Here is a 19,948-nt window from a genome sequence, read left to right as displayed (position 1 = left end):
CCTTCCTCACCTAACAAATGTTTGGTGGAAAGGTAGCTGATCCGCTCATGGGTGTCTCCACCTCAAGCCCCGACAAGGGCATCGCACTCGTCACAGTCGACTTCCCGCCCGTCAACGCACTGCCCGTGCAGGGCTGGTACGACCTGGCCGACGCCCTGCGCGCGGCCGGCCGCGACCCGGAGGTCCGGTGCGTGGTGCTGGCCGCCGAGGGCCGCGGCTTCAACGCCGGCGTCGACATCAAGGAGATGCAGCGCGACACCGGCCACGCCTCGCTCATCGGCGCCAACCGGGGCTGCTACGAGGCCTTCGCCGCCGTCTACGAGTGCGAGGTCCCGGTCGTGGCGGCCGTGAACGGCTTCTGCCTCGGCGGCGGGATCGGCCTGGTCGGCAACGCCGACGCCATCGTCGCCTCCGAGGACGCGACCTTCGGACTGCCGGAACTGGACCGGGGCGCCCTCGGGGCCGCCACCCACCTGGCCCGGCTCGTCCCCCAGCACCTCATGCGGACCCTGTACTACACCTCGCGCACCGCCACCGCCGCGGAACTGCACGCCCACGGCTCGGTGTGGAAGGTGGTCCCGCCGGGCGAACTGCGGGCGGCCGCCCTGGAGCTGGCCGCCGAGATCGCGAAGAAGGACGGGTACCTCATCCGGCTCGCCAAGGCGGCCATCAACGGCATCGACCCCGTGGACGTGCGCCGCAGCTACCGCTTCGAGCAGGGCTTCACCTTCGAGGCCAACCTCAGCGGCGTGGCCGACCGGGTCCGCGACACCTTCGGCAGCAGCGGACCGACCGGAACCACCGGAGCAAAGGCGGAATCGGCATGACCGACAAGAGCATGACCCCCGAAGAGGCGGTCGGCCGCCTCGGCAGCGGAATGACCATCGGCATCGGCGGCTGGGGTTCGCGCCGCAAGCCCATGGCCCTGGTGCGCGCACTGCTCCGCTCCGAGATCACCGACCTCACCGTGATCTCGTACGGCGGCCCCGACGTCGGCCTGCTCGCCGCCGCCGGCCGGATCCGCAAGCTGGTCACCCCCTTCGTCACCCTCGACTCCATCCCGCTGGAGCCGCACTACCGGGCCGCCCGCGAGAGCGGCGCCTTCGCCCTCACCGAGCTCGACGAGGCCATGTTCATGTGGGGCCTGCACGCGGCCGTCAACCGGATGCCCTTCCTGCCCGTCCGCGCCGGCCTCGGCTCCGACGTCATGCGCGTCAACCCCGAGCTGCGCACCGTCACCTCCCCGTACGCCGACGGGGAGGAGTTCGTGGCGGTCCCCGCCCTGCGCATGGACGCGGCCCTGGTCCACCTCAACCGCGCCGACCGGCTCGGCAACGCCCAGTACCTGGGCCCGGACCCCTACTTCGACGACCTCTTCTGCGAGGCCGCCGACGCCGCCTACGTCTCCTGCGAGCAGATCGTCGAGACCGCCGAGCTCGCCAAATCCGGGCCCCCGCAGTCCCTGCTCGTCAGCCGCCACTCGGTGACCGGGGTCGTGGAGACCCCGAACGGCGCGCACTTCACCTCCTGCGCCCCCGACTACGACCGCGACGAGGCCTTCCAGAAGCTGTACGCGACCACCCCCTGGCCGGAGTTCGCCGAGCGCTTCCTCTCCGGCGGCAGCGAGCACGCCTACCAGTCGGCCGTCCAGGCCTGGCACGAGGAGCAGAAGTGAGCACGCCCTCCACGACGACCACGGCCGCGGTCACCCGCGCCGAGTACTGCGTGATCGCCTGCGCCGAGGCCTGGCGGGACAACGGCGAGGTGCTGGCCAGCCCGATGGGCCTGGTGCCCTCCTTCGGGGCCCGCCTCGCGAAGCGGACCTTCTCCCCCGACCTGCTGCTGACCGACGGCGAAGCCCTGCTGGTCGGGCTCGACGGCTCGGCCGAGGGCTGGCTCCCCTACCGCCGTCACCTGACGATGGTCACCGGCGGCCGCCGGCACGTGATGATGGGCGCCAGCCAGATCGACCGGTTCGGCAACCAGAACATCTCCTGCATCGGGGACTGGGAGCAGCCGGCCCGCCAGCTCCTCGGAGTGCGCGGCGCCCCGGTGAACACCCTGAACAATCCGGTGAGCTACTGGATCCCCAAGCACTCCACCCGGGTGTTCGTCGAGCGCGTCGACATGGTGAGCGGCGTGGGCTACGACCGCGCGGAGGCGGCCGGGGTGAGCCGCTTCCACCGGCTCCCCCGCGTGGTCAGCGATCTCGGCGTCTTCGACTTCTCCGGCCCCGACCACGCCATGCGCCTGGTCTCCCTGCACCCCGGGGTCACGGTGGAGCAGGTCCGGGCGGCGACCGGCTTCGAGCTGGACCTCCCCGCGGAGGTCCCGTACACGCGGGAGCCGACGCCCCAGGAGCTGCGGCTGATCCGCGAGGTCATCGACCCCAAGGGTCTGCGCGACCGCGAAGTGCGGGTCTGAGCCGATGGAGACGGCATTCACCAGGCTGGTCGGTGTCGAGCATCCGATCGTGCAGACGGGCATGGGCTGGGTCGCGGGTCCGCGCCTCGTGTCCGGGGCGGCGAACGCGGGCGCGCTCGGGATCCTGGCCTCGGCGACCATGACGATGGAGCAGCTGCGGTCGGCGGTCCACGAGGTCAAGTCCCGTACGGACGCCCCGTTCGGGGTCAATCTGCGCGCGGACGCCGGGGACGCGGCCGAGCGGGCGCAGCTGATCATCGACGAGGGCGTACGGGTGGCCTCCTTCGCGCTGGCCCCGTCCAGGGAGCTGATCGCGCGGCTCAAGGACGCGGGCGTGGTCGTGATCCCCTCGATCGGGGCCCGCCGGCACGCCGAGAAGGTCGCGGCGTGGGGCGCGGACGCGGTGATCGTGCAGGGCGGCGAGGGCGGCGGGCACACCGGTGACGTGGCCACGACGGTGCTGCTGCCGCAGGTGGTCGACGCGGTGGACATCCCGGTGATCGCGGCGGGCGGGTTCAGCGACGGCCGCGGTCTGGTGGCGGCGCTGGCCTACGGGGCGGCGGGCATCGCCATGGGCACCCGGTTCCTGCTGACCTCCGACTCGACGGTCCCGGACGCGGTGAAGGCCGAGTACCTGAAGGCGACCGTGAAGGACGTCACCGTCACCACGGCCGTGGACGGGCTCCCGCACCGGATGCTGCGCAGCGAGCTGGTCGCCTCCCTGGAGCGGGCCGGGCGGGCGAAGGCGCTGGCCAAGGCGGTGCGGCACGCGGCCGGATTCAAGAAGCTTTCGGGTCTGACCTGGGCGGAGATGGTCCGGGACGGCCTCGCGATGAAACACGGCAAGGACCTGTCCTGGAGCCAGGTGCTGCTCGCCGCGAACACCCCCATGCTCCTCAAGGCGTCCATGGTCGAGGGCCGTACGGACCTCGGTGTCATGGCATCGGGCCAGGTCGCGGGCGTGATCGAGGATCTTCCGTCCTGTGCGGAGCTCGTCACCCGCGTCATGGCCGAGGCCCACGCCGTGCTGGACCGGCTGGCCGGCCTCGCGCCCCCACAGCTTCTCCCCCTCCCCCCACACCCGCTCGGCACCCTGCCACCACCAGGGTGATTCCCCTTCTCCGTTACAGGAGTTGCCCCAGATGAGCCGTGCCAGAATCCGCCTGGCGACCGCGGTGCTCGCTTCCGCCCTCGCCATCGGCACCCTGCCCGCCGCCGCGTACGCCGCGCCGGCCGACAGCGCCTCCGCCTCGCGTCACCACACGCACACGCAGCCGGCGGAAACGATCCGCCAGATCCCCCTCCAGGGCGCGGTCAACGTCCGCGACCTCGGTGGCTACCGCACGTGGACGGGAGGCCAGGTTCGTCAGGGACTGGTCTACCGCGCCGACGCGCTGGGCAAGCTGACCGCCTCGGACATCACAGCCGTGGGCGGTCTGGGCCTCAAAAAGGTCCTCGATTTCCGCATCCCCATGGAGGTCCAGTACGACGGGGCCGACAAGCTGCCCGCCGGTCTGACCTCCACCGCACGCCCGGTCAACGACAACGGCCTGTACGGGCTGCTGATGTCCGCGATAGGCAGCGGTGATCCCGTGAAGCAGGAGCAGATGCTCGGCGGCGGCCGCGCCGAGGCGTACATGCGCGACGTGTACCGCGCGTTCGTGACCAACCCCGGGAACCGGGCGCAGTTCGCGACCACCCTCCGCGAGATCGCCGACGGCAACCAGGGCCCGCTGCTGTACCACTGCACCTCGGGCAAGGACCGGACCGGCTGGATGAGCTACGTCCTGCTGAACGCCCTGGCCGTGCCGAAGGCCACGGCCGAGCGCGACTACCTGGCCTCGAACACCTTCCGCGCGGCGTACGACGCCCAGGTGCGGGCGGGCGTCAAGGCGTCGGGCCGGATGCAGAACCCCGATCTGCTGATCCCGCTCCAGGAGGTCCGCCAGGACTACCTGGACGCGGCGACCGCGCAGATGGAGGCCGACTACGGCAGCCTCTACGGCTACCTCACCGACGGCCTCGGCCTGGACCTGCGGACCCTGGCGAAGCTCCAGGTGAAGATGGTCCGCTAGGCACGGGCCGGACCCGGAAAACACCACTGCGCCGGGCGGCGTGTGCCGCCCGGCGCAGTGGTTCGAACGTACTTCCGCTTCTCGGATCAGGCGGAGCGGCGACGGCCCTGGCCGGCGCCACCCACGCGGCTGCGGGCCGAAGCCGCCGCCGCACCACCGGAGGGTGCGCCTCCGGTACGCCGGGCGCGCTCGCCGGAGCCGCCCGTGGAGCCGCCCTGTCCGCCCTGGCCACGGCGGGCCTGGCCGGAGCCGGAGGCCGGAGCCTGCCCGGCGGCGCCGCCACCGGTGCGACGGCCGCGGCCGCCCCCGGCTGCCGGAGCCGCGCCCGTGCCGGAGCCCGTACGGGGTCCGCCCGAGCGGCGGCGCGCGCCGGAGCCCGAGCCCCCGCCGGCCTGGCCGGCGGAACGCTGACGCGGCGGGGTCGCCTGCGGCACGTCCATGACGACCGGGATGCCCGAGGGCTCCTTGGCGCCGGTGATGCGCGCGAGCTCCTCGTCGGAGGACTTGATCTGCGCGGTGTGCGGGGAGATCCCGGCGTCCGACATCAGGCGGGTCATGTCGCGCTTCTGGTCGGGCAGGACCAGGGTGACGACGCTGCCGGACTCGCCGGCACGGGCGGTACGGCCGCCGCGGTGCAGGTAGTCCTTGTGGTCGGTCGGCGGGTCCACGTTGACGACGAGGTCGAGGTCGTCGATGTGGATGCCTCGCGCGGCCACGTTGGTGGCGACCAGCGCGGTGACCTCGCCCGTCTTGAACCAGTCGAGGGTCCGGTTGCGCTGCGGCTGCGAGCGGCCGCCGTGCAGGCCGGAGGCGCGGACGCCGTCGGCGAGGAGCTTCTTGACCATGCGGTCGACTCCGCGCTTGGTGTCGACGAACATGATCACCCGGCCGTCGCGAGCGGCTATGCGCGTGGCCACGGCCTTCTTGTCGGTCTCGTCCATGACGTACAGGACGTGGTGCTCCATCGTGCTGACCGCACCGGCGGACGGGTCGACGGAGAAGGCGACCGGGTCGGTCAGGAACATCTTGACGAGCTTGTCGATGTTCTTGTCGAGGGTCGCCGAGAACAGCATGGTCTGCCCGTCGGGCCGGACCTGCTTGAGCAGGGCGGTGACCTGCGGCATGAAGCCCATGTCGGTCATCTGGTCGGCCTCGTCGAGGACCGTGATGGAGACCTGGGAGAGGTCGGCGTCACCGCGGTCGATGAGGTCCTTCAGGCGGCCGGGGGTGGCGACGAGCACCTCGGCGCCGCGGCGCAGGGCGCCGGACTGCCGGTTGATCGACATGCCGCCGACGACGGTCGTGATCCGCAGGTTGACGGACGTGGCGTACGGGGACATCGCGTCGGTCACCTGCTGCGCGAGCTCACGGGTCGGTACGAGGACCAGTGCGAGCGGCTGCTTCGGCTGTGCGCGGCGGCCGGCGGTGCGGGCCAGCAGGGCCAGGCCGAAGGCCAGCGTCTTGCCGGAGCCGGTACGGCCGCGGCCGAGCAGGTCACGGCCGACGAGGGAGTTCGGCAGGGTCGCGGCCTGGATCGGGAACGGCTCGGTCACACCCTGGGCGGCGAGGGTCTTCAGCAGCGCCTCGGGCATGTCCATGTCGCCGAACGAGTCCACCGGCGGCAGGGCCGGGGTCAGCGGTTCGGGCATGGTGAATTCTTGGGGCCTGGCTACGGGGGCGGACTTCTGCCGTCCCGCGCCAGCCTTCGGACGTCCCTGAGCCGCACCTCGACCCCGGGTGGGGCGGCGGCTGGGTCGTGCGGAGCTGGAGCTGGTCATGCGAGAAAGCCCTCCTGAAACCGGCAGGTACTACACAAAGCACTGCAAACAAATGGTTCGAAACAGCAGACAAGCCGGGGCCCGCACCTACTCGGTGCGGACCCCGGCGTGCTGACTGCCTTAGGCGGGGAGGATGTTCTCCGCCTGGGGGCCCTTCTGGCCCTGGGTGACGTCGAAGGACACGCGCTGGCCCTCGTTGAGCTCACGGAAGCCCTGGGTGGCGATGTTCGAGTAGTGGGCGAAGACGTCCGGGCCGCCACCGTCCTGCTCGATGAAGCCGAAGCCCTTTTCCGAGTTGAACCACTTCACGGTGCCAAGTGCCATTTTTGAATCTCCTGAATAGGCGGCAAAGGGCCCCATCCGGAGATTCCGGCAAAACAATAAAAGCGCCTGTCGGAGCATTCCCGTCAGGCGCACATAAAGTTCATGGGTACCACAACTGCAACGAGCTCTAAGCTAGCACACGTCGGTCGGGGAGTGTCGCCGCGAGCCTGTGACCTCCGTCGCGAGTGGGTCCGGCGCGCAGCTTCCCGCCCACCTCCGTGAGGGCGCGGCGGAGCCCCGGAATGCCCATGCCGCCGGAGTCGAGGACGATCCGTTCCCCCTCCGGGGCGGTGTTGACCACATCGAGGCGAACCTCCCCCTCCTCGGCGTAAAGATTCATCCGAACGGCGGAGCCGGGGGCGTACTTCGCCGCATTGGTGAGCCCCTCGCGGGCGATCCGCAGCAGGAGGCGCCCGTCGGCCGCCGGGAAGGGCCCCAGGCCCGGCTGCGTGTGGTGGGTGATCTCCATGCCGGTGGCCCGCATGTTCCGGGCCAGGGAGCCGAGGAAGCGGCCCACGTCCACGGGCGAGGTGTACGCACGGCTGCCCGCGGGGTCGGTCAGCATGTCCAGCACCTCCCTGACCTCGGCCATCGCGGCCCGCGCCGATTCCTCCACGGCGCCGGCGGCCTCGCGGACCCGGGGATCGGCCTCCGCGTCCAGGCGCAGGGCGGCGGCCTGCATCGTGAGGGCGGTGAGGCGGTGGCCGAGCCCGTCGTGGGTGCGCTGGGCCAAACGGGTGCGTTCCTGGACGACGGCCAGGTCGGCGGCCTGGTCCACGGCGGCGTGGGCCTGGCGGGCCCGCTCGCGCAGCGCGGTCATGACGTGCCGGTTGCGGCGCACGGTCTCCCCGTAGAGGGCGGGCACGAGGATGGAGCCGAGGACGAAGGAGGCGGGGTCGCGCCCTGCGTAGCCGAGCGGCAGGAACAGGTCCCGGGTGGCGGCGTAGGCGACGGCCATGAGCAGGATCCCGCCCCAGCGGTGGGTGCGGCCGTACGCGGCCAGGGCGTAGGCGGCGAAGACGAGGGGGCCGCGGTCGTCGGATATGACGGTGGCGGCGGTGGCCGCGAGGGCCGGGATCCACGGGTGGGAGCGGCGCCAGAGCAGGGAGAGCGCCGCGAGCCAGCCGGCGGCCAGGCTCGTGGGGTAGTCGGTGACGAGGCCGAAGCGGTGGACGTCGTGGAGGTTGAGGGTGGTGAGCAGTCCGCAGAGCAGCGCGAGCCAGAGGTCGGTGCGGCGGGCGCGCACGGGGTCCGGCGCCCCGCCGCTCTCCCCGGTCAGGGTCCGCAGACCCCGTTCCAGCAGCTGTCCGGCGCGACCGGGCACGGCCTGCATGACTCCACCACCCCCCGTCGGCGCACAAAAGTGCGCAGAGCATGCCAAAACGTCCCCCCAGGTTGCCCTCCTTCCGCCGAAGGGGCATCCCGGGGGGACGCGTTCTCGGTGAGCCGGCCCGTTGCGGACCGGCTCGTTGCCCGCGTCGCCTACAGGGAGACGCCGAGGCCGTTCAGCCAGGTGACCGGGTTGACGTCGGCGCCGTAGCTGTTGCTGGAGCGCACCTCGAAGTGGAGGTGCGGGCCGGTGGAGTTGCCGGTGTTGCCGGAGCGGCCGACCTGCTCGCCGGCGGAGACGCGCTCGCCTTCGGAGGCGGTCGCCGAGGAGAGGTGGGCGGACAGGGTGTAGCGGCCGTCGTCGTGCTTGATGACCACGGCGTTGCCGTACGCGCCCTGCCAGCCGGAGGAGACGACGGTGCCGGCGGCCGCGGCCCGGACCGGAGTGCCGGTGGACACCGCGAAGTCGATGCCGGTGTGGTAGCCGGCGGCCCAGCCGCCCGACTGGTGGTAGCGCGCGGAGATGCTGCCGCCCGAGACGGGCAGGACGCCCTTGGCGCCGCTCCTCTTGGAGCTGCTCTTGGAGCCGCTCTCGGAAGAGCCGGAGGAGTCCGAGGACTTCGAGGACTTCGAGGAGCCGGACGAGCTCGACGAGCTGGAGGACTTCGGCGCGGCCGGGGTGCTGCTGCCGGAGTCGGAGGAGCCGCCGGAGCCGTACGCGAGGCGCTGGCCCGGGAGGATCATGTGCGGGTTGGACCCGATCACCGAGCGGTTCTCGGAGTAGAGGGTCTGCCAGCTGACGCCCAGTTCGGAACCGATGGTGCCGAGGGTGTCGCCGCTGACGACGGTGTAGCTGTGGGCGCCCTGGGCGCGCTTCGGAGCGGCCGGGGTCTCGGTGTTCTTGCCGGCGGTCGAGGTGCCCTTGGCCGGGGCCTTGGGGGCCTCGGGGGCCGGTCCGCCGCGCTGGAGGCCGGCGAGCTTGCCGCAGGAGGGCCAGGCGCCGGGGCCCTGGGTCGCCAGGACCTTCTCGGCGATGGCGATCTGCTGCGCCTTGGTGGCCTGGTTGGCCTGGTTGGCGTACTGCCGGCCGCCGAACTCCGCCCACGTGCCGGAGGAGAACTGCAGGCCGCCGTAGTAGCCGTTGCCGGTGTTGATGCTCCAGTCGTTGGTGGACTCGCACCGGGCGACCTTGTCCCACGTGCCGACCGACGCGGCGGACGCGGGCTGTGCCACGAGACCCACGGCGGCGGGTGCGGCGATACCGGCGACAACGAGACCGGCGAGGGTACGAGCAGACGGGAAAGACATGCGGAGTTCCTGACTTCGGGGACATTGCGGAGGCCGGTGCACCGGGTGAAGCGGTGGCGCGTTCGGCCTCGGTAACCACCGTCCGGGAAGACGGGGGGTCGCCGAAGTCGCCGAAAGAGGACAAGCGGGGCAGCAAAAGGGGACTGGGGAGGGAGGGTTGGGCGGACTTAAGTCCCTATATGGCGGTAATGTCCGCAATAAGACGGGGATTCAGGGGAGGTGGGTCACATGACGATCCGCGTGATGGTGGTCGACGACCAGAGCCTCATACGGTCGGGCCTGGTGACCCTGCTCGCGAGCGCGCCCGACATCGAGGTGGTCGCGGAAGCCGCCGACGGCGCCGAGGCCGTGCCGCTGGCGCGGACGCACCGGCCCGAGGTGGTGCTGATGGACCTGGTCATGCCGAAGGTCGACGGCCTGGAGGCGACCTTGCAGCTGCTGCGGCTGCCGGATCCGCCGCGCGTGCTCGTCCTCACCGGCTACACGGCGGACGACCTGGTCCTGGACGCGCTGCGGGCCGGAGCGGCCGGGTTCCTGCTGAAGGACCTGCGCCCCGAGGAGCTCTTCGCCGGCATCCGTACGGTCGCGGCGGGCGGCAGCGCGCTGGCTCCCGGGGTCATGCGGGTGCTGCTGGAACGGGCGGACAGCCGCACCGAGGCGCCCGACCACGCGGAACAGCTCTCCACCCTGTCCCCCGGTGAGCGGGACGTCCTCGCGCTGGTCGGCGAGGGCCGGACGAACCTGCAGATAGCCGAGGCGCTGCACCTGTCCCCGGCGAGCGTGAAGACGTACGTCTCGCGGATCCTGACGCAGCTCGACCTCTCGAACCGGACCCAGGCCGCGATCCTCGCCTACGAGGCGGGGCTGGTCCGCGCCGCGTGACCACTGTCCCGAAGGGGTCTGGCCGGGACGTGCGTGATCGAAAACAATGGCGCCCATGACGACGACTCCCCGGTCCCGGGCCCGGTCCTTCGACAGCGCCGCCGCTCTCTACGGGCAGCACCGGCCCGGCTATCCCGAGGCGCTGTACGACGCCGTCGAGGAGCTGGCCGGGCGCCGGTTCGCCGGGGCCCGGGTGGCCGACGTGGGTGCGGGGACCGGGATCGGGACGGCGCCGATGCGCGCCCGGGGAGCCGAGGTGGTGGCGGTGGAGCCCGGGGACGGGATGGCGGCGGAGTTCCGGCGCACCCGGCCGGGGATCCCGATCGTGCGCGGGGACGGGGACCGGCTGCCGCTGGCCGGGGCCGCCTTCGACTTCCTGACGTACGCCCAGTCCTGGCACTGGACGGATCCGGCGCACTCCGTGCCCGAGGCCCGCCGGGTGCTGAAGCCCGGCGGGGCGCTGGCGATCTGGTGGAACGACCTGGACGAGTCGGCCGGCTGGGTCGCGGAGCAGGGCGAGCGGATCCGTGCCTTCTTCGCGGCCGACGGCCCGGGCGGCGCGGTCACCGGCGGGGCCGGCGCGGTCGGCGGGAGCGCCCAGACCCTGGGCTACCGCACGCTGCCGCGCGGCCTCGACTCCGGTTTCGCCACACGGACCGTCGCGTGGTCCCGGCGGATCCCGCTGGAGGCGCACCTGGCGAACCTGGCCAGCCACTCCGCGTTCCTGCTGCTGGGCGAGGCCGGGACGTGGGAGTTCCTGGACGCCGAGCGGGAGCGGCTGGATCCGGTCTTTCCGGACGGAGTGGTGGAAGAGCCCTACGTGGTCACGCTCAGCGTGGCCGTCATCTGAGACGGCGCGGTCGCAGCCCTAGCGGATTGCGCCCCGGCCACGTGAGGCTGACCGCCATGTCGCCCACTCCGCCGTCTTCCCGGCTGTCTCCGCCCGTCCACGCGTTCTTCCTCGTCAACGAAGGGCTCGCCTTCCTGCTGGAGCTGCTGATCCTGGTCGTGCTCGCCTGGTGGGGCTTCAGCCGGGACGTCGGCTGGGCGGGCTCCCTCGCTCTGGCGGTGGCCGCGCCGGCCGCCGCCGCCGTGCTCTGGGGGATGTTCGCCGCGCCGAAGGCCCGGTACGCCGTCCCGCTCGCCGCTCAGCTCGGGGTGAAGGCGGTGGTGTTCGGCGCCGCCGCCCTGGCGCTGTTCGCGCTCGGGCAGCGGCAGCCGGCCCTGTGGTTCGCGGTGGCCGTGGTCGTGAACACGGCTCTCTCCGCTTACTACCGCAACCGCTCCTGAAGCACCGCCGCCCGGCACTGCGAGGGGCTCCCCCAGGCGTCGCGCAGTGGGCGGGCCTTGCGCAGCCACAGGGAGAGGTCGAGCTCCTCGGTGTAGCCGACGGCGCCGTGGAGCTGGAGCGCGGTCATGGCGGCCGCGTACGCCGCCTCGCCCGCGGTCAGCTTCGCCGCGGCGACCTCCCCGGGGGCCAGGGAGAGCGCGGCCGCCCACAGCAGGGGCCGGGCGAACTCCAGGCCGATGAGGGTGTCGGCCAGCCGGTGCTTGACCGCCTGGAAGCCGCCGATCGCCGTGCCGAACTGGGTGCGCTGCTTCGCGTACTCCACCGTGCGCGCGAGAAGGGCCTCGCCCGTTCCGAGGCACTGGGCGGCGGTCAGCAGCCGGGCCCAGTCCGCGGCGTCCCGGGCCGCCGTGATCACCGCGGGGCCCGCGGCGAGGAGTTCGCCGCCGGCGTCCGGGAGGGCCAGGCGGCGGGCGGGGTCGATGGAGGTGCGCAGCGGGCCGGCTCCGGCGGCCAGCCGTAGCTCGCCGGCCGCCGACACCGTGAAGAGGTGGGTGGCCGCGTCGGCGTCCAGGGCGTACGGGCCTGCGCCGGGCAGGGTGAGGGTGGCCGAGGTCTCCCCCGCCGCCAGCCCGGGGAGGAACCGCTTGGCCAGTGCTTCGTCGCCGAGCCGGGTGAGGAGTACGGCGGCGGCGGCCGTCTCCACCACCGGGCCGGGGACCCCGGCGCGGCCCAGTTCCACGAAGCCGCCCGCCATCTCCAGGGGCATCAGGCCCATGCCTTCGTGGGCCTCGTCGGCCGCGAGGGCGAACAGTCCGGTGGCGGCGATCCGCGCCCACAGGGCCCTGCCGGGGGTGTGGTCGCCCGCGCCCCAGGCCCGTACCGCCGCGGGGACGTCCGAGGCGGCGAGCAGGCCGTGCAGGGTGCGGGCGAAGTCCGACTGTTCTTCGGTCGGCAGGAAGCGCATCAGCGGCGGCCCTTCGGGAGGCCGAGCAGCCGCTCGGCGATGATGTCGCGCTGGATCTCGTTGGTCCCCGCGTAGATGGGGCCGGCGAGGGAGAAGATCCACGGCTCGGCCCATGCGCCGTCGGCGAGTTCCGCGTCGGGGCCCAGCAGGTCGAGGGCGCTCTCGTGCAGGGCGATGTCGTACTGGGACCAGAACACCTTGTTCAGGCTGGACTCGGCGCCGATCGTCTCGCCGGCGGCGAAGCGGGAGGCGTTGGCCCAGGTGAACAGTTGGTAGGCGCGCGCTCCGACGACCGCGTCGGCGACCCGGTCGCGCAGCGCGGTGTCGGCGGGGTCCCCGTGGCTCTGCCACAGCTCGACGAGGCGGTCGGCGGCGGCGAGGAAGCGGCCGGGGGCGCGCAGGGTGAGCCCGCGCTCGTTGCCGGTGGTGGACATGGCGATCCGCCAGCCCTGTCCGGGCTCCCCGATGACGTCCGCGTCGGGGACGAAGACCTCGTCGAGGAAGAGTTCCGCGAAGGCGGGCTTGCCGTCGAGGCGGCCGATGGGCCGCACGGTGACCCCGGGGGCGTGCAGGTCGAACATCAGATAGGTGAGGCCCTGGTGGGGTTTGGGGGCTTCGGGGTCGGTGCGGAAGATCCCGAAGGCCCGGTCGGCGAAGGCGGCCCGTGAGGACCAGGTCTTCTGCCCGGACAGCAGCCAGCCGCCTTCGGTGCGCACGGCGCGGGACTTCAGGGAGGCGAGGTCGGAGCCGGATTCGGGCTCCGACCAGGCCTGGGCCCAGATGGTCTCGCCGCTCGCCATGGAGGGCAGGACGCGGGCGCGCTGTTCGTCGGTGGCGTGGTCGAAGAGGGTGGGGGCGAGCAGGTTGATGCCGTTCTGGGAGACCCGGCCGGGTGCGCCGGCGGCCCAGTACTCCTCCTCGAAGACCAGCCAGTGCTCGATGTCCACGCCGCGGCCGCCGTACTCCTCGGGCCAGGACACCACCGACCAGCGGGCGGAGTGCAGGAGCGCCTCCCATTCCCGGTGGGCGGCGAAGCCCTCGCGGGTCTCCAGGGAGGGCAGGGGGGTGGCGGGCACGTGGGCGGCCAGCCAGTCGCGCGCCTCGGCCCGGAAGGCCTCCACGTCCGCCGCATGGTTCAGGTCCATCAGCTGTTCGCCTCCTTCATCGCCGAAATGTTCATGCCGCCGAGCGAGTCCGCCGCGGTCTCGGCGTTGTGGGCGTGCGCGAGGTGGTGCAGGCCGAAGACGGAGTCCATGCCGGTGTGCAGGCCCTGGAGGTCCTCGGCCTGGTTGACGGCCCGCTTGGTGAGGGCGAGTCCGAAGGAGGGCATCTCGGCGATCCGCAGGGCGAGCCGGTCGGTGGCCTCCGTCAGTTCGGCCCGCTCGACGACACGGTTGACCATGCCGATCTCGTAGGCGCGGCGGGCGGGCATCCGGTCGCCGGTGTAGAGGAATTCCTTGGCGATGCGCGGGGGCATGGCCCACGGGTGGGCGAAGTACTCGACGCCGGGGATGCCCATGCGGACGACGGGGTCGGCGAAGAAGGCGTCCTCGCTGGCCACGATCAGGTCGCAGACCCAGGCGAGCATCAGCCCGCCGGCCACGCACGCGCCGTGGACGGAGGCGATGAGGGGCTTGGGCAGTTCGCGCCAGCGCCGGCACATGCCGAGGTAGACCTCGGATTCGCGGGCGAAGCGGGATTCGGCGCCGGAGCGCTGGGAGTGGTCCCACCACAGGCCGGCCCGGCGTTCGAAGGGCAGGTGCGCGTCGCGCTCCGGGGTGCCGATGTCGTGGCCCGCCGAGAAGTGCTCGCCGGCCCCGGCCAGGACGACGACCTTGACCGCGGGATCGTCGGCGGCGCGGTAGAAGGCGTCGTCGAGGGCGTAGGTCATCGCGCTGTTCTGGGCGTTGCGGTACCGGGGGCGGTTCATGGTCACGTACGCGACCGGTCCGCGGCGCTCGTAGAGCACGGGGGTTTCGTCGGACATCTCTCCGGGCATCGCTGCATCCTTCCCTAACAAGTGTTTGGTAGGTTAACGTACGGCCATGAGCAGCGTCGAGGAGTTCCGCACCGAGGTTCGGAGTTGGCTACGGACCCACCTCACCGGTGAGTTCGCCGCCCTCAAGGGCCGCGGCGGACCGGGCCGGGAGCACGAGGCCTTCGCCGAACGCCTCGCCTGGGAGCGGCACATGGCGGCGCACGGCTGGACCTGCGTGGGCTGGCCCGTCGAGTACGGCGGCCGCGGCGCGAGCACCGAGCAGCAGATCGCCTTCCACGAGGAGTACGCGCTGGCCGACGCGCCCGCGCGCGTGAACCACATAGGGGAGCAGCTCCTCGGCCCCACCCTCATCGCCCACGGCACCGAGGAGCAGCGGCGGCGCTTCCTGCCGCCCATCCGGGCCGTGGAGGAGCTGTGGTGCCAGGGCTACAGCGAGCCCGACGCCGGCTCGGACCTGGCCAACATCCGTACCCGGGCCGCCCTGGTGGACGGCGCGTGGGTGGTGGACGGCCAGAAGATCTGGACCTCCCTGGCCCACGCCTCCCAGTGGTGCTTCGTCGTCGCCCGCACCGAGCCGGGATCCCGCCGGCACGCGGGGCTGTCCTACCTCCTGGTCCCGATGGACCAGCCCGGGGTGGAGGTCCGGCCCATCGTGCAGCTGACCGGGACCTCGGAGTTCAACGAGGTCTTCTTCGACGGGGCCCGCACCGACGCCGCCCACGTCGTCGGCGCGCCCGGCGAGGGCTGGGCCGTCGCCATGGCCACCCTCGGCTTCGAGCGCGGGGTCTCCACCCTCGGCCAGCAGGTCGGCTTCCGCCGCGAGCTCGAAGACCTGGCCGCGCTGGCGAAGCGCAACGGCGCGATGGCCGATCCGCTGATCCGCGACCGGCTCGTCCGGGCCTGGATCGGCCTGGAGACCATGCGCGCCTCCGCGCTGCGGCCCGGGGTCGCGCCGTCCACGGCCAAGCTCTACTGGGCCCGCTGGCACCGGGACCTCGGCGAGCTCGCCATGGACGTCTGCGGAGCCGCCTCGCTGCCGGCGGCGGGGGCGCACGGGGACCCGTACGACCTCGACGACTGGCAGCGGCTCTTCCTCTTCTCCCGCTCCGACACCATCTACGCGGGCTCCGACGAGATCCAGCGCACCATCGTCGCCGAGCGCATCCTCGGCCTTCCCAAGGAGGTCCGGGCATGAACGCACCGGAAGAGTCCCGCAACGTGCTCCGCAACGCACCCGAGTACGTGGCCGGGCACGGGCTGCTGACCGGCCGGAGCGCCGTGATCACCGCGGCCGCCGGGGCCGGCATCGGCGGGGCCACCGCACGGCGCTTCCTGGAGGAGGGGGCCCGCGTGCTCATCGGCGACGCGCACGCCCGGCGGCTCAAGGAGACCGAGGAGGCGCTGGCCGCCGAGTTCGGCGCGGACCGGGTCGCCTCCCTGCCCTGCGACGTCACCGACGAGGAGCAGGTGGCCGCCTTCTTCGCGCTCGCCGAGCGGCTCCACGGCCGCCTCGACCTCGTCGTCAACAACGCCGGGCTCGGCGGCACGGCGAACCTCGTCGACATGACCGACGACCAGTGGTCCCGCGTCCTCGACGTCACGCTGAACGGCACCTTCCGCTGCACCCGCGCCGCGATGCGCTCCATGCAGGCCTCCGGGACGGGCGGGGTGATCGTCAACAACGCCTCCGTCATCGGCTGGCGCGCGCAGACCGGGCAGGCCCACTACGCCGCCGCCAAGGCCGGGGTGATGGCGCTGACCCGCTGCGCGGCGCTGGAGGCGGCGGAGTTCGGCGTACGGATCAACGCGGTCGCGCCGAGCCTGGCCATGCACCCGCACCTGGTGAAGGTCACCAGCGAGGAGCTGCTCGCCGAACTCACCTCCCGCGAGGCCTTCGGCCGGTACGCCGAGCCCTGGGAGGTGGCCAACGTCATCGTGTTCCTGGCCAGCGGCTACTCGTCGTACATGACGGGCGAGACCGTGTCGGTCAGCAGTCAGCACGCGTAGGGCGACCTATGACGAGAATGGCCGGGTGCCAACGAACAAGCCGATCTCATCGACGGCCAAGAAGAAGCCCCAGGTGACGGCGTCGCCCGAACGCCGCCGCGAACTCCTCGACACCGCCGCCGAGGTCTTCGCCGCGCAGGGCTACAACGCCACCACCGTCCGCAAGATCGCCGACGCCGCCGGCATGCTCGCCGGCAGCCTCTACTACCACTTCGATTCCAAGGAATCGATGCTCGACGAGATCCTCTCCGCCTTCCTGACCGAGCTGTGGGAGGGGTACGACACCGTCCTCGCCGCCGGTCTCGGACCCAGGCAGACCATCGAGGCCCTCGTCACCGAATCGTTCCGGGAGATCGACCGGCACCGCGCCGCGGTCGCCATCTACCAGAAGGAGTCCCGGACCCTGTCGGTCCAGCCCCGCTTCCACTACCTCTCCGACTCGCAGGTCAAGTTCGAGAAGGCGTGGCTGGGGACGCTGGAGCGCGGGGTCGCGGACGGGGTCTTCCGCGCCGACCTGGACATCCGCCTCACCTACCGCTTCGTGCGCGACACGGTGTGGGTGGCGGCGTCCTGGTACCGGCCGGGCGGCCAGCACAGCCCCGAGGAGATCGCCCGCCAGTACCTGTCGATGGTCCTGGACGGCATCGCCACACGCACGTAACCCTGAGGAGTTCTGATGCCCGAGGCCTACATAGTCGAAGCGGTACGCACCCCCGTGGGGCGGCGCAAGGGAGGCCTGTCGGAGGTCCACCCGGCCGACCTGGGGGCGCACGTCCTCAAGGCCCTCGTCGAACGGTCCGGGATCGACCCGTCGGCCGTGGAGGACGTGGTCTTCGGCTGCCTCGACACGGTGGGACCGCAGGCGGGCGACATCGCCCGGACGGCCTGGCTGGCGGCGGGGCTCCCCGAGGAGGTCCCGGGCGTCACCATCGACCGCCAGTGCGGATCCTCGCAGCAGGCCGTGCACTTCGCGGCGCAGGGCGTCATGTCCGGCACGCAGGACCTGGTGGTCGCGGGCGGCACCCAGAACATGTCGATGATCCCGATCGCCTTCGCCTCGCGGCAGGCGGCCGAGCCCCTGGGCTTCACCGAGGGCCCCTACCTGGGCTCGGAGGGGTGGCGGGCGCGGTACGGGGACTCCCCGATCAACCAGTTCTACGGGGCCCAGCTGATCGCCGAGAAGTGGGGCATCTCCCGCCTCGACATGGAGGAGTTCGCCCTGCGCTCCCACCAGCAGGCGCTGCGCGCGATCGACGAGGGCCGCTTCGAGCGGGAGATCGTGCCGTACGGGTCGGTGTCGGTGGACGAGGGTCCGCGCCGCGACACCACCCTGGAGAAGATGGCGGGCCTCAAGCCGGTGATGGAAGGCGGGACCATCACGGCGGCGGTCTCCTCCCAGGTCTCGGACGGCGCGGCGGCGATGCTGCTGGCCTCGGAGCGGGCGGTACGGGAACACGGGCTGCGCCCGCGGGCCCGCATCCACCACCTGTCGGTCCGCGGCGAGGACCCGATCCGCATGCTGTCGGCGCCGATCCCGGCGACGGCGTACGCCCTGAAGAAGACGGGCATGTCCCTCTCCGACATCGACCTGGTCGAGATCAACGAGGCCTTCGCCCCGGTGGCCCTGGCCTGGCTGAAGGAAACGGGCGCGGACCCGGAGCGGGTCAACGTCAACGGCGGCGCGATCGCCCTGGGCCACCCCCTGGGCGCGACGGGCGTCAAGCTGATGACGACCCTGCTGCACGAACTGGAGCGCACGGGCGGCCGCTTCGGCCTCCAAACCATGTGCGAGGGCGGCGGCCAGGCCAACGTCACCATCATCGAGCGGCTGTAGCTCCCGCCGGAAGTCGGCCCCCGGGGCACTGCTCCGGGGGCCGTCTTTACGGCCGGCAAACCGCCCCATGGTGTTTCGTGGCCTGATCGACAAACGATCGGAGGCCCCCATGGGCGACCCACCGGACGCGCAGACCGATTCCCGGGATCCGGACGCCGCCCGCATGCCGACCACGGGCGACGGCACCGGGTCCGGGTCCGGGTCCGGGTCCGGGCGGCGCCCCCTCTGGAAGGAGCTGCCGCTGCTCGTCGCCATCGCCCTCGTGCTGGCGTTCGGGATCAAGACGTGCCTGTTCCAGGCGTTCTCGATCCCTTCCGTCTCGATGCAGAACACCCTCCAGCGCGGGGACCGGGTCCTGGTCGACAAGCTCACCCCCTGGTTCGGCTCGAAGCCCGAACGCGGCGAGGTCGTCGTCTTCCACGACCCGAGCGACTGGCTGGCCGACGAGCCCGTCCCGGAGCGCAACGCCGTCCAGAACGCCCTCTCCGCCATCGGCCTGATGCCCTCGGCCGACGAGAAGGACCTGATCAAGCGGGTCATCGCGGTCGGCGGCGACACGGTCGAGTGCCACGGGAACGGACCGGTCGAGGTCAACGGCAAGGCACTGGACGAGCCGTACGTCTTCCCCGGGAACACCCCGTGCGGAGACAAGCCGTTCGGACCGCTCACCGTGCCCGAGGGAAAGCTCTGGGTCATGGGCGACCACCGCCAGAAGTCCTCCGACTCCCGCTATCACCTGAACGACCCGAAGACCCACGGGTTCGTGCCGGTCGAGGAAGTGGTCGGCCGGGCCGTGGTCGTCGCCTGGCCGCTCACCCGCTGGGCGGGCCTGCCTGTCCCGGAGACCTTCGGGCAGCCGGGGATCAGGGGCGGAACTCCCTGACCACCTCGATGCGCCCCACGATGTGCGCGTTGAACTCGTCCAGCTCCTCCGCCGGAACCCACAGCTCCAGGATGGTCTCCCCGCCGGCCTGCTGGACCGGGTACCGCTCCAGGAACACCGAGTCCACCTCGAACCGCGTCACGTATCCCGCGCCGCTGTGCTTGACGTTCCAGTCACGGGCGATGCGGACCGCGTAGTCCTCGTTCAGCACGGGGTAGAAGATCGGCTGCTCCGGCAGTCGCGGCGGCCAGGCACGCCAGTCGAGGTCACGGACCAGGCCGAGTTCCACGGGGCCCGTCGGGCGCCACAGCGTCGTAGTAGGGGACATGGGGCGCAGCGTAGACGGGTGACCACGGCCCTGACCAGCGCTTTTCAGGCGGCGCGGCGGCGGGAGAGGCGGGTCAGGGAGACCGTCTGGGTCAGGAGCAGGGCTCCGGTCAGGGCCTGCCAGAGGAGCGGGTCGGGGGCGTCCAGGGCTCGGGCTGCGGACAGGGCGATCGCCACCGCGCCGAGCGCCAGCACGATCCGGTGCACGAAGCCGGCCTCCGTGCCGTGCGGCAGGCCGGAGACGAGGGCGACCAGCGCCAGCAGGATCGGCAGCCAGTGCGGCTGGGAGCCGCGCATCAGCAGGGCGGCGGCGAACTCCGCAGCGAGGGCGAGGGAGTTGCGCAGCGCAACCCCCGGGACCGATATCGACATGCGCACATCATGCCGGGGATATTCGTGTGCGCGTCCGGCGGGGCCGCACCTAGGATCCGGGGCAAGGGCTGGGTCGTAGCACAGAGGTAGTGCGCCTACACAGCATGGAGGAGGACGCCGGTTCGAATCCGGCCGCCCAGCCCCCCTCCCC

Annotated in this window: 22 protein-coding genes and 1 tRNA gene; 14 read left to right on the top strand and 9 right to left on the bottom strand. The window is 72.2% G+C overall.

All coding sequences use genetic code 11. From position 1 onward, the window contains the following. The first annotated feature begins 47 nt into the window (after positions 1-47). From OHA37_RS29300 to OHA37_RS29280, 5 genes are read left to right on the top strand one after another with little or no spacing between them, the layout of a single operon-like run. The gene (locus OHA37_RS29300) at positions 48-827 is read left to right on the top strand and encodes an enoyl-CoA hydratase family protein (RefSeq protein WP_266909553.1); all 780 of its coding nucleotides are present in this window, start codon (positions 48-50) and stop codon (positions 825-827) included. After that, a complete protein-coding gene (locus OHA37_RS29295) occupies positions 824-1,675 on the top strand; it encodes a CoA transferase subunit A (protein ID WP_266909552.1) in 852 nt (283 codons plus the stop codon). The genes OHA37_RS29300 and OHA37_RS29295 overlap by 4 nt, the downstream gene beginning before the upstream one ends. Next, positions 1,672-2,424, top strand: a complete 753-nt coding sequence (locus OHA37_RS29290) for a CoA-transferase subunit beta (protein ID WP_266909551.1) — start codon at positions 1,672-1,674, stop codon at positions 2,422-2,424. The genes OHA37_RS29295 and OHA37_RS29290 overlap by 4 nt, the downstream gene beginning before the upstream one ends. 4 nt (positions 2,425-2,428) lie before the next feature. Further along, complete coding sequence (locus OHA37_RS29285) at positions 2,429-3,535, top strand: NAD(P)H-dependent flavin oxidoreductase (RefSeq protein ID WP_266909550.1); 1,107 nt, start codon at positions 2,429-2,431, stop codon at positions 3,533-3,535. A gap of 31 nt (positions 3,536-3,566) precedes the next feature. Continuing rightward, on the top strand, positions 3,567-4,499 hold the full coding sequence (locus tag OHA37_RS29280) for a tyrosine-protein phosphatase (protein ID WP_266909549.1): 933 nt from the start codon (positions 3,567-3,569) through the stop codon (positions 4,497-4,499). 86 nt (positions 4,500-4,585) lie between these two features. Here OHA37_RS29280 and OHA37_RS29275 read toward each other — a convergent pair whose 3' ends face one another. The 4 genes from OHA37_RS29275 to OHA37_RS29260 form a co-directional block, all read right to left on the bottom strand. Beyond that, positions 4,586-6,277, bottom strand: coding sequence for a DEAD/DEAH box helicase (locus OHA37_RS29275; RefSeq protein ID WP_266909548.1), 1,692 nt, complete (start codon positions 6,275-6,277; stop codon positions 4,586-4,588). Between the two features lie 120 nt (positions 6,278-6,397). Beyond that, entirely contained in the window at positions 6,398-6,601 is a 204-nt protein-coding gene (locus tag OHA37_RS29270) for a cold-shock protein (protein WP_112447913.1), read from the bottom strand. Between the two features lie 127 nt (positions 6,602-6,728). Next, positions 6,729-7,934, bottom strand: coding sequence for a sensor histidine kinase (locus tag OHA37_RS29265; protein WP_266909547.1), 1,206 nt, complete (start codon positions 7,932-7,934; stop codon positions 6,729-6,731). Positions 7,935-8,083: 149 nt separating this feature from the next. Further along, the gene (locus OHA37_RS29260; RefSeq protein ID WP_323182369.1) at positions 8,084-9,238 is read right to left on the bottom strand and encodes a peptidoglycan DD-metalloendopeptidase family protein; all 1,155 of its coding nucleotides are present in this window, start codon (positions 9,236-9,238) and stop codon (positions 8,084-8,086) included. Between the two features lie 228 nt (positions 9,239-9,466). Between OHA37_RS29260 and OHA37_RS29255 the strand changes: the two genes are divergently transcribed. The 3 genes from OHA37_RS29255 to OHA37_RS29245 are packed head-to-tail and all read left to right on the top strand — an operon-like array spanning position 9,467 to position 11,410. Next, positions 9,467-10,120, top strand: coding sequence for a response regulator transcription factor (locus OHA37_RS29255; RefSeq protein ID WP_266909546.1), 654 nt, complete (start codon positions 9,467-9,469; stop codon positions 10,118-10,120). A gap of 55 nt (positions 10,121-10,175) precedes the next feature. Next, positions 10,176-10,970: a class I SAM-dependent methyltransferase gene (locus OHA37_RS29250; protein WP_266909545.1), complete on the top strand. Its 795-nt coding sequence runs from the start codon at positions 10,176-10,178 to the stop codon at positions 10,968-10,970. A gap of 56 nt (positions 10,971-11,026) precedes the next feature. Then, the gene (locus OHA37_RS29245) at positions 11,027-11,410 is read left to right on the top strand and encodes a DUF2568 domain-containing protein (protein ID WP_266909544.1); all 384 of its coding nucleotides are present in this window, start codon (positions 11,027-11,029) and stop codon (positions 11,408-11,410) included. On the opposite strand, the gene OHA37_RS29240 is transcribed toward OHA37_RS29245, so the two are convergent. The 3 genes from OHA37_RS29240 to OHA37_RS29230 are packed head-to-tail and all read right to left on the bottom strand — an operon-like array spanning position 11,392 to position 14,374. Next, a complete protein-coding gene (locus OHA37_RS29240) occupies positions 11,392-12,375 on the bottom strand; it encodes an acyl-CoA dehydrogenase family protein (RefSeq protein WP_266909543.1) in 984 nt (327 codons plus the stop codon). The two genes, OHA37_RS29245 and OHA37_RS29240, sit on opposite strands and share 19 nt — an antisense overlap. Next, positions 12,375-13,520, bottom strand: a complete 1,146-nt coding sequence (locus tag OHA37_RS29235; RefSeq protein ID WP_266909542.1) for an acyl-CoA dehydrogenase family protein — start codon at positions 13,518-13,520, stop codon at positions 12,375-12,377. Before OHA37_RS29235 ends, OHA37_RS29240 begins: the two co-directional genes overlap by 1 nt. Then, positions 13,520-14,374, bottom strand: coding sequence for an enoyl-CoA hydratase (locus OHA37_RS29230; protein ID WP_266909541.1), 855 nt, complete (start codon positions 14,372-14,374; stop codon positions 13,520-13,522). Before OHA37_RS29230 ends, OHA37_RS29235 begins: the two co-directional genes overlap by 1 nt. 46 nt (positions 14,375-14,420) lie before the next feature. Between OHA37_RS29230 and OHA37_RS29225 the strand changes: the two genes are divergently transcribed. The 5 genes from OHA37_RS29225 to lepB all read left to right on the top strand — a co-directional run bounded on the left by OHA37_RS29225 (position 14,421) and on the right by lepB (position 19,098). Continuing rightward, entirely contained in the window at positions 14,421-15,569 is a 1,149-nt protein-coding gene (locus OHA37_RS29225; protein WP_266909540.1) for an acyl-CoA dehydrogenase family protein, read from the top strand. Continuing rightward, positions 15,566-16,381: an SDR family oxidoreductase gene (locus OHA37_RS29220; RefSeq protein WP_266909539.1), complete on the top strand. Its 816-nt coding sequence runs from the start codon at positions 15,566-15,568 to the stop codon at positions 16,379-16,381. The genes OHA37_RS29225 and OHA37_RS29220 overlap by 4 nt, the downstream gene beginning before the upstream one ends. Positions 16,382-16,406: 25 nt before the next feature. Beyond that, positions 16,407-17,042, top strand: coding sequence for a TetR/AcrR family transcriptional regulator (locus OHA37_RS29215; protein WP_266909538.1), 636 nt, complete (start codon positions 16,407-16,409; stop codon positions 17,040-17,042). Positions 17,043-17,057: 15 nt separating this feature from the next. Next, positions 17,058-18,215, top strand: a complete 1,158-nt coding sequence (locus OHA37_RS29210; RefSeq protein WP_266909537.1) for an acetyl-CoA C-acetyltransferase — start codon at positions 17,058-17,060, stop codon at positions 18,213-18,215. A 163-nt stretch (positions 18,216-18,378) separates the two neighbouring features. Then, positions 18,379-19,098, top strand: a complete 720-nt coding sequence (lepB, locus tag OHA37_RS29205) for a signal peptidase I (RefSeq protein ID WP_266913182.1) — start codon at positions 18,379-18,381, stop codon at positions 19,096-19,098. Here the strand turns inward: lepB and OHA37_RS29200 are convergent. Both OHA37_RS29200 and OHA37_RS29195 read right to left on the bottom strand, forming a co-directional pair. Next, the gene (locus OHA37_RS29200; RefSeq protein ID WP_266909536.1) at positions 19,079-19,426 is read right to left on the bottom strand and encodes a hypothetical protein; all 348 of its coding nucleotides are present in this window, start codon (positions 19,424-19,426) and stop codon (positions 19,079-19,081) included. The two genes, lepB and OHA37_RS29200, sit on opposite strands and share 20 nt — an antisense overlap. Positions 19,427-19,470: 44 nt before the next feature. Continuing rightward, entirely contained in the window at positions 19,471-19,797 is a 327-nt protein-coding gene (locus OHA37_RS29195; RefSeq protein ID WP_266909535.1) for a hypothetical protein, read from the bottom strand. 67 nt (positions 19,798-19,864) lie between these two features. Here OHA37_RS29195 and OHA37_RS29190 point away from each other — a divergent pair. Continuing rightward, a tRNA-Ala gene (locus OHA37_RS29190) sits at positions 19,865-19,939 on the top strand. Positions 19,940-19,948: the final 9 nt, after the last annotated feature.

Origin of the sequence: Streptomyces sp. NBC_00335 (assembly GCF_036127095.1) — a bacterium.
In the GTDB taxonomy this organism is placed as follows: domain Bacteria; phylum Actinomycetota; class Actinomycetes; order Streptomycetales; family Streptomycetaceae; genus Streptomyces.
Note: the sequence above shows the minus strand (reverse complement) of the source record. Positions and strands in the feature narration are given on the sequence as shown.